This window comes from Wolbachia endosymbiont of Tuta absoluta, from assembly GCF_059414725.1.
The window spans coordinates 1-10,892 of sequence record NZ_JBNRJY010000702.1; the positions used below are offsets into that span (position 1 = coordinate 1).

At 32.9% G+C, this 10,892-nt stretch carries 8 protein-coding genes and 1 pseudogene; 2 read left to right on the plus strand and 7 right to left on the minus strand.

Annotated elements, in window-relative coordinates:
- Positions 1–441: pseudogene (locus ACJ5GX_RS07415) on the plus strand (hypothetical protein); the annotation flags it as partial.
- A gap of 37 nt (positions 442–478) precedes the next feature.
- Here ACJ5GX_RS07415 and ACJ5GX_RS07420 read toward each other — a convergent pair.
- The 4 genes from ACJ5GX_RS07420 to ACJ5GX_RS07435 form a co-directional block, all read right to left on the minus strand.
- On the minus strand, positions 479–1,261 hold the full coding sequence (locus ACJ5GX_RS07420) for an exodeoxyribonuclease III (protein ID WP_052264855.1): 783 nt from the start codon (positions 1,259–1,261) through the stop codon (positions 479–481).
- Positions 1,261–1,968 (minus strand): uroporphyrinogen-III synthase, encoded by a 708-nt coding sequence (locus tag ACJ5GX_RS07425; RefSeq protein ID WP_052264854.1) that lies wholly within the window; start codon positions 1,966–1,968, stop codon positions 1,261–1,263. The genes ACJ5GX_RS07420 and ACJ5GX_RS07425 overlap by 1 nt, the downstream gene beginning before the upstream one ends.
- Positions 1,969–2,203: 235 nt before the next feature.
- Positions 2,204–3,733 (minus strand): actin-bundling T4SS effector WalE1 family protein, encoded by a 1,530-nt coding sequence (locus ACJ5GX_RS07430; protein ID WP_052264853.1) that lies wholly within the window; start codon positions 3,731–3,733, stop codon positions 2,204–2,206.
- A 189-nt stretch (positions 3,734–3,922) separates the two neighbouring features.
- The gene (locus ACJ5GX_RS07435) at positions 3,923–5,953 is read right to left on the minus strand and encodes a coiled-coil domain-containing protein (protein ID WP_096097186.1); all 2,031 of its coding nucleotides are present in this window, start codon (positions 5,951–5,953) and stop codon (positions 3,923–3,925) included.
- 129 nt (positions 5,954–6,082) lie between these two features.
- On the opposite strand from ACJ5GX_RS07435, the gene ACJ5GX_RS07440 reads away from it, so the two are divergent.
- The gene (locus ACJ5GX_RS07440) at positions 6,083–7,408 is read left to right on the plus strand and encodes a phosphomannomutase/phosphoglucomutase (RefSeq protein WP_010407162.1); all 1,326 of its coding nucleotides are present in this window, start codon (positions 6,083–6,085) and stop codon (positions 7,406–7,408) included.
- Positions 7,409–7,538: 130 nt separating this feature from the next.
- Here the strand turns inward: ACJ5GX_RS07440 and ACJ5GX_RS07445 are convergent, their stop codons facing one another.
- The 3 genes from ACJ5GX_RS07445 to ACJ5GX_RS07455 are packed head-to-tail and all read right to left on the minus strand — an operon-like array spanning position 7,539 to position 10,557.
- Entirely contained in the window at positions 7,539–8,126 is a 588-nt protein-coding gene (locus ACJ5GX_RS07445; protein ID WP_007302502.1) for a CvpA family protein, read from the minus strand.
- Positions 8,127–8,183: 57 nt separating this feature from the next.
- Positions 8,184–8,780: a riboflavin synthase gene (locus tag ACJ5GX_RS07450; RefSeq protein WP_007302503.1), complete on the minus strand. Its 597-nt coding sequence runs from the start codon at positions 8,778–8,780 to the stop codon at positions 8,184–8,186.
- A 40-nt stretch (positions 8,781–8,820) separates the two neighbouring features.
- A complete protein-coding gene (locus tag ACJ5GX_RS07455) occupies positions 8,821–10,557 on the minus strand; it encodes a hypothetical protein (RefSeq protein WP_052264907.1) in 1,737 nt (578 codons plus the stop codon).
- Positions 10,558–10,892: the final 335 nt, after the last annotated feature.

The window sequence follows — 10,892 nt, forward strand, 5'->3', positions numbered from 1 at the left end:
GATCAAGAGATGGTAACAAAGTGCTTACGTAAGGTTTTTCTTCCTATTCTTTTTTCCATTGCTTCAATATTAATTTTTGGTCCTACTACACTTGCGATAGTTGCTGCTGTTATTGGTACAATATTTGCTGTAAAGGGAGGAATTGAAGTTCTTTTTTCAAATAATAGGCCAGGTACTTTATATGACCCTAGCTCACCAGATAAAGATGATACAGAAAAGAGAGCAAAATTGAATGAAAAAATTCGCAAGGGTATTGATGATATTTTAAAAACCCCAATTGAAAGCTCTCTTGAAACAATTGCTGACGGGAGTAAAAAACAACCTACTCCGGAACAAGCTCCTCAGGTGGGAAATAAAGGGGGTGAGCAGCTTACTATGCTTGATGGAAAAATTACTATAGATCAGCCAGCCAAAAGCACAGAAAAGACAGCAGTCAAGTAAGACCTATTTGCCAAAGGTGAATTGTGTAATAGGTCTTTTATTGTTTTATAACACATACAACGGGAGTATGATCAGATGGGTTTTCTAGTTTACGCAACCTATCATCTATGTAACATATTTCCAATTTATCTGCAGCTTGTGGCGATAATAGCATATAATCTATTCGCATTCCTTGATTGTTTCTGAGTGAATTGCCTTTATAATTCCACCAAGTGAATTGTTGTAAGTTGAGGTGAGATATTCTAAATGCATCTTTAAAACCAAGATTCAAGATCGCTCTTAATTTCTCACGCTCTTTTATATGAAAGCACACTTGGCCATTTAATAAATTTGAATCAAAAACATCAATTTCATCCAGTGCAACATTATAATCGCCAGCTATAATAGTTAACTCTTCATTTTTCAACAAAGTGCCCATCCTTTCATATAGGTTATCAAAAAACTTGAGTTTATACTCAAAAGTATGAGAGTCTGGGCTTTGACCGTTTGGAACGTATACACTTCCTACCCTTATCTTATTATTGGTGTGTTTTATCACACACTCTATATAACGTGCTTCTTGATGACTCTCTACAACATCAATTTTTAATTTTTCCAGTATTGGATATTTAGATAAAACACAAACACCATTTCTTGCAACCTGTCCATAGACAGCATATTCATATCCTAACTTTTCTATCTCTGCATAAGGAAATTGCTCTTCTGTACATTTTATCTCTTGCAGCAAAACTATATCTATCTGACTATCAACTATAAAACTACAAAGTTGGTTAATTCTTTTACGTATGGAGTTTACATTCCAAGTTGCAATCTTTAGCATCAACAATCCTTATTAATTATATCAATTAAACTCTCCCCTGTGGGCAACCTCGATGTTATAATTTTTTTCCACTTGATTAACTTTAAACTATCAGCAATGTTTTTACTCATGGTATATGCAATTGTATTATTCATCACAGGAGATAGCCCACTTTTTAGAACTAATGAACAAAATACCCTTGCAGTTTGTGAGGAAAAAAAAGCAACGCTATCAATTTTACCGTCCAATAGTAAATTTTTACACCTATTAGTTAGACTCCTTTTAGTAATTGTTTTATAGAGTACAACTTCTCTTACGTTAAAACCTTCTTCAGATAATCTTTTTTTTAGGTCACATGATACTTCTTGTCCCCTTATATATAAGAACTTTATTGCATTTGAATAATGAGATTTTATGAATGATATCAGACCATCAACGTTGCTGTCTGCTGAGATTATATCGGAAAATCCCAAATTTTTTGCAGCCTGCATGGTTGAATTACCAACCGTAATAATTGGAAAGCCATACTCTTTACATATTTGACTGAAAGCCTTTACACTGTTTTTACTTGTAGATATCACAACATCAAATTCGTGCGCGGATATATCAGGATTTAAGTACTTTATTGTGAATACTGGCTCTATAAAAACTTTGTATCCATATTTTTTTAGCGTGCTTCTTGTGCTCAACGAATCTAATAAAGGCCTTGTCAATAAAATAGACTTCATTCTGGTTTATTTCACTAGCAGTAAAATAATATCCCTTATACACAAATTATTGAATAAAAACTTTTATTTTTTAAGTTTCTTACGTAACCTAGAAAAAAGGCAAGAGAAACTCCATAAATTGGCCCAGTGCTAGAAAACTGATCTTAAATAAGCGAATGTTTTTGATAAAATGAAAAAAAGATGTTACTCACTGAGTAACATCTTTTTTAAGAAGATAGATAGTTTTGTTTACTCTCTATATCTTCATTTTTGGAGCTTGATGCTCTACATCGACTTCAGCAGTTACTGTTGAAGAAGGTCCCACCAATTTGTCCAAAGAACCTGTCTTTCTTAAGTCAGCTTGGGTTTTTAACTTGCCATTTTTCTCAGTGAACATACCATGTTGCGGAGAAGAACTTGGTGAATTGAACCCACTATCAGAATTACGACGGTAACTGGCAAAGCTAGAAGTTGTAGCAGTACTGTCAGTGCTTAAAGAACCCGTTGAATTGCTTCTTGGCGGTTTCTCCGGAGCAACATAAAAACGGCTATTTCCTATCTCCGCAGATTGTATCTGATCCAACTCAGAATCTTGATATCTTATATAAGTAGCTTCCTCTGGCTTTTTGCCACCTTTTAGTGATGGTAACAACTTGCTCCAAAATGAAGTAGGTTCTTTTACTTCCTTATGCTCATTAGGATTTAATAATTCTGCTTTGCTGCTAACAGTACTTATAGAACTCGTTGAACTACTACCTGATAAGCTATTTTCCAGTGAATTCATAGAACTTGCTTTATGCCTTTTTGCTGACTTATTAAGCCTTTCTAAAGTATTAAAACGAGTATGCTCTTCCTTGCATTCTTTAATAACTTCCTTAATCTCATCATGATGTTCAGAAAAAATTTCATATAAGCTGCTATTATCTTTAGCTAACAAATGTTGCAACTTCTTAGCATCTAATTTATTGATAAAATCTATTTGCTGCTTCAATCGGTTGATCAACTGGTCCTTTTTGGCACTGTGTTGACCATCAACAGAATAAGCTTTCTCTAATATTTTTTCCCCCAGCTTAGAAAATATTTTCCTAGTTAAAGCAGAGCTATTCACACCTTTGTCTTCAAAAACTTCCTTGACAAACATTTCCTTTACACTATTAAAACTTCTCGTTTTTTCTTTTGTTTTCAAAATAACAGTTTGATCTTCATTACCTATTGAATATGCGATGCCATCTAAACTAGACACGCTTGCACCACTATCACTCATCTTCCTTCCAAGGTTTTGAATGTTATCCCCCATTTTTCTTAATGTAGAGCTAGCTCTCTCTTGTGTTGCCTGTTTTACAGAACTTGCAGTTTCTTTTACCGAATTCTTGGCATATACAGCACCATCTTTGATTTTTCCGCCAATATGCTTCGCTCCTTCAACTGTTTTTTCTGCTGACCATTTGAGCCCTTTATATCCAGATTGAACTGCTTTTACAGCAACTTTCGCAGCGAAAAATAGAGTAAGACCAACTATAGCACTTGGTATAGCAAGTGTTGCACCAACTGCCAAAAATGGTAACACTGCTGCAAATAATCCACTTGCTGTACCTACTACAAGGGCCTTATCTCCTTGCTTCATCTTGGAGAATTCTGTATCTCCTTTTAACAGATCCATAATTCTGTCTTTTAGCTTCTTGGGATCGTGAATGATATCTGAATTTAATGAAGAATCTTGAATCATTTTAAGATCATCTTGCTTAGTTTCAACAAAATTTGAAGAGTTTTTTTCACTAGGTGACATTTTTAACCTCACTATTAATTAAACATACTAATATTGTATATATCTGATTCTTAAGTTAGGGTTAATTCATCTAACAATGTCCACTTACTCTCAAATGATTTTGCTTGATGTGTTTTTTTGAAAGCACAGAAAATTAGTGATTATTGCAATATAATATCTCGTTTGGATTAGCTATAGTTGAAGCAAAACTCATCCTTTTGAAGGAGTAGATTTTTCCGTAGTCTTAGCAGGAACTGTGTTTGGATCTGATAGTTCTGTTCTGACATATTTGCCTTCTTTATCATATAAATCGCGAAAATCATTCATTTGCACATCAGTTTGAACTTCCACTGTATTAGTCTTTTTTTGATCTGTTGAAGATGATGCATTAACTTCTTTATCTTTAGTAGCTTTTTGTCTTAGTTGTGTATTTTCTTCTTGTAATTGCTTTGAATTTTTCTTTAACTCACCAATCTCTTTTGTTTTTTGCTTTAATTGTTCAGATATCATTAGTTTGTCCCTAGCCAAACTTTTATTTTCCTTTCCTAATTTACTAATTCTTTTGCTTGAAGATTTATCCGCAGCTTGTGTACCTTGGTCTTGTGTTTTAGGAACTGTAGTTTCGTGATTACTTGCCTCGATTCCTCTACTTTCATATTCAGCTTCAGTTGAAGTAGCTACTTTCGCATTTACTTCACTGAACTCATCCGCAAGTGATCTTCCGGGTTCAAGTTGTCGAATTTTCCTCTCTAAATCTTCATTTTTTCTTTGTAGTTCATTGAATTCTTGAGACAATTGTTTCATCTTTTTAGCCAATGTATTGTTTTTCCCTTTTTCTTCCGTCAATTCTTCTACCAACTGCTTTTCGTGATTATCTTGTGAACCTTCTACCAATATTTTCTTGAGATCATTTTCAAAATTTGTATTCTTTTTTTCTAGTGTACTTAACTTAGCTTCACTTTGCTTAAATTTTTCCTGTAGTTCCTCATTTATTCTATTTGTTGACTGAATCTCACTTTCTTTATCGTTCAATTGACTCATTAAATGTGTTATTTTAACATTTTTATCTTTTTGACTTTGTTCTAGTACGGTTACTTTTCGTTCTAATTGCTTAATGTCTTGATCTTTTTTAGCTAACTCTTTTTCCTTTCTTTTCAATTCATCTTTAAGTCTTGTGACTTCTTTTGCCAAATCTTGCTTTTCCTCAGTTAATTTACTTAGTTCCTCATCAACTTCTTGTATTATCTTTGTATTATGGCTTTTTAACTCTGCATTTTCCTTCTTGAGATATGTATTTTCTTTCTCTAATTCCGCTACTCTATCTTCTAATCCTTTCCCTCCTTGTTTATGCTCTTCTTCATCATTAAACGTATCACTTTCAAATACTTCATCTCCATCACTAACCTCACTACTAATAGACAAAGAACTTCTGCGTGAAGAAGGTGTATTAAGAGAAGAATATCCACTGCTACTTGGTGTAGCTGACTGTGGTGAATCTTTTGTAAATGTTTCATCTGCTGGTGTTTGCTGCTCGTTCACACTTTTGACCATGTCAGTGAAAGTTTGATATAGAGTTTTGCCATTGATAAAAACTTCTTTATTCTGCTCAACTAATTTTAATACCTCTTCTGGGTCAGTTATTTCTCCAAATTTTGGTTCATCAATCACTCTTTTTATGCCCTTAGAATTTACTTCTACAGTCATGCTACAATCTATGCTATTGCCTTTAGAATCCTTAGCTTGCCAGTTAATGGTCATCTCACATGAGCTTGAACCAGTAAAATCATAGTGCCTTTCGCTGCCTTTTTTGGTTGCAGTTATTTGACTATCTTTCCCTAAAGATAGGTTATAAACCTTGCCTTCGTCACTGGCTCTTAAAAGGGTGCTAATCTCTATTGGTTTTTCTTTATTTTCAAATCTAATTTTAAATTCATTATCTTGTGTTGTATATACTAAGAAATTTTCACTTGGTAGAGATTCTGCGAATTTTTTATGTGTTGCATTTATTGATTGCTCAAACTTTTGAAACTCCTCTTTCCACTTTGAACTTACCTGTTCTTTAATGTTCTCATCTTTGTGTAAAGGACCAATAAAGTACCAGATTAAATTTTCTTCTTCTAGTTTTCTGATAAAATCCTGAAAATTTTTGCAAGATTTAATGAAACTTAAAATATCATTTTTCTTTTGCTCATCTACATCTAAACCTTGATTTTCAGCTATAAATAAGTTTTCTTTTAGCATAATTTCTATTTTTAGAGAACTATATTATAATATTAGCATATTTTCTTAAAAAATCAACTAATCTTATAGTTAAATAAACTTGAGTATTTGGCGGGAATGTTATATATTAACCACTCCAAGAAGTGCAGTATGGACAATACTATTATAAGAAAATACGATATTAGAGGTGTGGTAGGCAGAGACCTGCAAATCAGTGATGGGTATGAAATAGGTAGAAAATTCGGTCAAACTGCAGCTAACGTTTGTGTAGGCTATGACAGCAGGATAGATTCACCAAGCATAGAAAAAGAATTAATCAGAGGCTTGATTTTATCCGGTGCGAATGTTATACGCGTTGGGCTCTGTTCTTCACCTATGCTCTACGCTGCAACAATGCAGGCAGATCTTGGGATTATGATCACTGCTTCTCATAATCCCAGGGAATATAACGGCTTTAAATTTTTCAGTAGTAAAAAAGTTTACTCAGATCAAGAAATGAAGGAAATTATAGGCAATACAATTAAAAACAGCACGAAAATTGGAAGCTTAATTAACACGAATATATATAGTGAGTACGTTAACATATTAAAAAATGCGCTCAAGAATAACGCTACACAAAAACTAAAAATAGCTTGGGATTTTGGCAATAGCCCAACAATTGTAAGGTATATTGAAAAGATTTTACCAGATCATATACACATCGTAACCAATAGCTTTATAGATGGAACGTTTCCACTGCATGACCCAGATCCCATAGAAGAGAAAAATCTTGCTCAGTTAATAGATATTGTCAAGAAAGATAAATGTGATCTTGGTATTGCACTTGATGGTGATGGTGATAGGGTACGCTTGATTGATAATAAAGGTAATGTTGTTTCCAATGATCACTTGTTTATGATTTTTTCACGTGAAGTATTGGCGGAACACCCAAAAAGCAAGGTTATTGCCAACGTAAAAATGAGTATGAAAGTGCATGATTTCGTTAGCAAATTAGGAGGGCAAATAATTACCTGTGCCACTGGACACTCACTAGTTAAGAAAAAGATGGTAGAAGAAGGGGCCAAGTTTGCCGGTGAACTGAGTGGACATTTTTTCTTTTCTGAGCTAGGTTTTGATGATGGACTATATTCTGCTATTAAAGCCATTGACATTTTACTTAAGAAAAACCAAAGCCTATCTGAGATGATTAAAGATTTACCAAAGTTATATATCACTCATGAAGTGAAAATTGTAGTGAAGGATGAGAAAAAATTTCAAATAATTGAATCAATAAAGGAGACACTAAAGCAGCAAAACATTGTATTTTCAGAGCTTGATGGAATTAAGGTAACTGATGATAAAGGTTGGTGGCTTCTTAGAGTATCAAATACGCAAAACTGCATAACAGCAAGATGTGAAGGAAATACCTTAGAAGATTTTGAATTCACTAAAAAAGTTTTGTTGTATTACATTGATGAACTAAAATTATACATTTAAATTTTTTTGATGATTTACTTATTCGTCAATGTTTGCAGTTTTGTTTGATTAGTAATAGGAATTGGTAACCTATGGCGCACTGCTGTGGATAATAGCTGTCTAGGCTAGTTTAGCTATAGAAAATCAACACTCACTTTTCTTTATTGTTTTGAGGTTTTTCTTGATCAACCATTTCCTCACCAATCTCTTTTATTTTTAGTATCAATGACTCTGGTACATACATGTTAATTACTTCTTCTGTTGTCACAAATAAAGCCTGATAAGAGTGTGAATTTATTATCCAATTGGGCAATATGTCTTCTGCGTCTATTTTAGACTCTCCCTCTTTTTTATCATATACTGTGTGGCAATATAAGTGCACAGCAAAAAATAGTACATAAGAAAGCAATATTCCTCTGAGTGCTCCGACAAAGATTCCAGTAACTCTATCCATTAATCCCAACCTTATAGGTGATAATATGTACATTAGCCAGTTATTCATTGTCATGAATGTAAGATTAAGTATAATAAATACAGAGATTGTAGAAAGTATGTTTTGTGTAACTTTAGAGTTAAAATACTTACTATAATTTATAATAAAAAAATCATAGTAACTAGCTGTCAAAAAGACTGATAAGAGCAAGAACATTAATGCACATAGCTCTTTTATAAAACCTCTAGTTATCGATATTATTACACACAAGACAATAATAAAGATAATTAGGCTATCGAAAAACATATTTTGTATCTATATGATTTTCAAGATATAATAGTTGTAAATAACAAAGTTGTAAAATTAATTGTATTGATATTTTATCAGCTGGTCTAAGTACCGGGCAATCATATCAACTTCTAAATTTAGGTAATTACCTGTTTTATTATGCTGAAAAGTTGTGTTTTTCCATGTATAGGGAATTATATTCACAGTGAATTCTTGATCGACAACTGAATTTACTGTAAGGGAAACTCCATCTAGCGTTACAGAACCTTTTTTTGTAATAAATTTAATTAATTCTTGTGGGCATGATAGTCTGATTTCATGAGATTCTAAATTTTGATTTATTGTTAAAATTTCTGTTGTGTCATCCACATGACCCTGAACCAAGTGGCCGTCAATTCTGTCACTCAGTTTCATTGCTTGTTCTAGGTTTATTTTTTTTCCTATTTTCCACATATTTAAGTTAGAAACCTTCATAGTTTCTTGAGATACTTGAACTGTGAATACATTGCTCATTATGTCGACAACAGTTAAACACACTCCGGAGCAGGATATTGAATCTCCTTTGTTTATAGAGGATAAATTTTGTGTCTCAATATGGAAGATTTGATCAGAGTTAGGGTGGATAGTGATATCAGTTATAGTGCCAATATCTTGGATAATTCCTTTAAACATGCAATAAAATAAATAATTATATCACAAAAGATCTTATTTGTTAGATGTGCAAAGGAAGATCTTTTTCACTTATCTGCTCAATAGATTCTACAGAATATTCAGAATATAGAAAGTAAGCCAGGTTCAAAACGCACAGTGTAATTAATATCGGTAACCCTATGTTTAATGTTAGACCGATACTTTTCCTTTTTTCTGTTGGCACCAATTCCTTTAAAATTGACACTTTTCCCAGCGGCAAGTGCCATAGCCAGAGTGCTGATATAGAAGCTGCTACTAAAAATAGACAAAGATAAGTCTCTTTCGAGGAAAATACAGTTTTTAATGGTGATTTGAGCCCAATATTAGTAGGCAATCGAGTTTTAGCTTCATTTGTTTTTGGTAAATGTTCTACAGCTTTGCTTGGCAAAATTTCATGAGAAATATTTCGAGGCTGTGGAGAAGATTGTATAGGAATGCCCGAAACTAATTTGAGCAATTGCACTGTTTTTCTATATACTTGCTTTTGTAAGTATTCTTTACCTAGAAGTGAGTTATTAGGAGGTTGTGGCCTTTTGAGTACCTCTAGCACTTCTGATATCTCATCTGATTCTAATACTTCATGTAATTGTTTATCTTGAAAGTAAACAATATTAAATATTAAGTTGAAAATATTGTGAAATGTCTCTGGGTCTTGATTTTTATATCCATTCATCACTTCAATAAATATTTCATCGAGTTTTTTTTCTCTACGCTCAATCTGGTTATCTATCATAGCTACTCTAGCATCATTTTGAGCTTGTTTTACGATAGATTGTTTTTCTTCTTCTGATAGTTCTTGAGCTTGCTTTTTTGACTTCTTTTTTCTGTTAGTTTTAAAATAATCTGTGTGCGACCTAGCTTGACCTATATCCCGCTCTGTTTCTTGAGGTACTAGATTTCCTATACTACCACCCTCTGTTATCCGAGTGGCTGACACTGGTTCTTTCTCTTCTTGGTCAAGTGCTGGAATAACACCAGGTGGCATATTGTTACTCTGTATAGAAAATTTGGGCAGTTGTGGGAAAAAGAATTGTGCCGTATTAAAAAAATTGAATGGCTGAAAAAGAGACCTAAACCAGGAAATATTTTCATGCATTGTAGCAACAATTACTGGTGCACGTGTAATTTGCTTTCTGTTACTTGCTATATTGTAGCCAAACGAACCTTGCACAATTTGTTTATCTTGCGTGTTTCTTTTTTCAATCACATTTTCGTTTTTATTTTCAGTTTCTTCTATTTGTAATGTATCTTGACTTTGCTCCTCACTTTTGGCTTTTTCTACATGTTTTAGCTGCTTATTCAAGAATATCTCGATTTGTTGCAAGCTATTGAGGTTGATGTTTTTAACGTTTGTTTGTAGCGTTATCGTTATGCCCTGCATGAGGATTTGAATTGGAGCATTATTTATGAATTCTTCTACAGTTTTATTAGCTTTATGGTAGTTATTATATAATTCTTCACTTTCTTTTGCTACTTTTATATTGGCTGTGAAGTTTTTCTCCTGAGAAAGGCTGGTTTCAAAAAAGTCAATCAAATGTTTTATTTGAGGTAATATTGTATTAGGGTTTACCTCTGTCAGTAGCTTGAGCTTAAATGAAAACTCTTGCGTATCACTTGTAATATTTTTTGAGCGAATGGTGCTAATCTCCAGCACTTCATTAGAAAATGCTTTACTTATTTCTTTAGATCTATCCTTAAAAAACTTAGGTAAACCCTCAATTTCGTATTTTTTCTTAGTTTCTATGTTACTACTATGCATGAGTAAATTTTTTAATGTAGAGTGAAATAAAAAACATAATTAGTCAATAAATTAATAATTATAGCACTCTTACATAATAGTAGCGTGTTGGATTCAATAAGAGCAGAAAAAGTTACTTTACAAATCTCATCAATCTTCTTATCATGACAATAAGAGTGTTTATCCTTGTTTTTAATCTCTGCAGATTTAACAACAAAATTCAGTAAAAAACTCAGGTATATATTGGCAGATTACATAAAATTATAGCGGCTGCATGTCTTTTTTATTTTTTCTACATTCAGCCAAAACGCGCTTTAAATAAGCGTTAGCACATTATTACAATGCCGATTTACATT

Bases quoted from the DNA above. Each gene is read 5' to 3' on its own strand.
- ACJ5GX_RS07445 (WP_007302502.1), bottom strand. From the start codon at position 8,126: ATGTTTTTCGATAGCCTAATTATCTTTATTATTGTCTTGTGTGTAATA.
- ACJ5GX_RS07440 (WP_010407162.1), top strand. From the start codon at position 6,083: ATGGACAATACTATTATAAGAAAATACGATATTAGAGGTGTGGTAGGC.
- ACJ5GX_RS07455 (WP_052264907.1), bottom strand. From the start codon at position 10,557: ATGCATAGTAGTAACATAGAAACTAAGAAAAAATACGAAATTGAGGGT.
- ACJ5GX_RS07420 (WP_052264855.1), bottom strand. From the start codon at position 1,261: ATGCTAAAGATTGCAACTTGGAATGTAAACTCCATACGTAAAAGAATT.
- ACJ5GX_RS07430 (WP_052264853.1), bottom strand. From the start codon at position 3,733: ATGTCACCTAGTGAAAAAAACTCTTCAAATTTTGTTGAAACTAAGCAA.
- ACJ5GX_RS07450 (WP_007302503.1), bottom strand. From the start codon at position 8,780: ATGTTTAAAGGAATTATCCAAGATATTGGCACTATAACTGATATCACT.
- ACJ5GX_RS07435 (WP_096097186.1), bottom strand. From the start codon at position 5,953: ATGCTAAAAGAAAACTTATTTATAGCTGAAAATCAAGGTTTAGATGTA.
- ACJ5GX_RS07425 (WP_052264854.1), bottom strand. From the start codon at position 1,968: ATGAAGTCTATTTTATTGACAAGGCCTTTATTAGATTCGTTGAGCACA.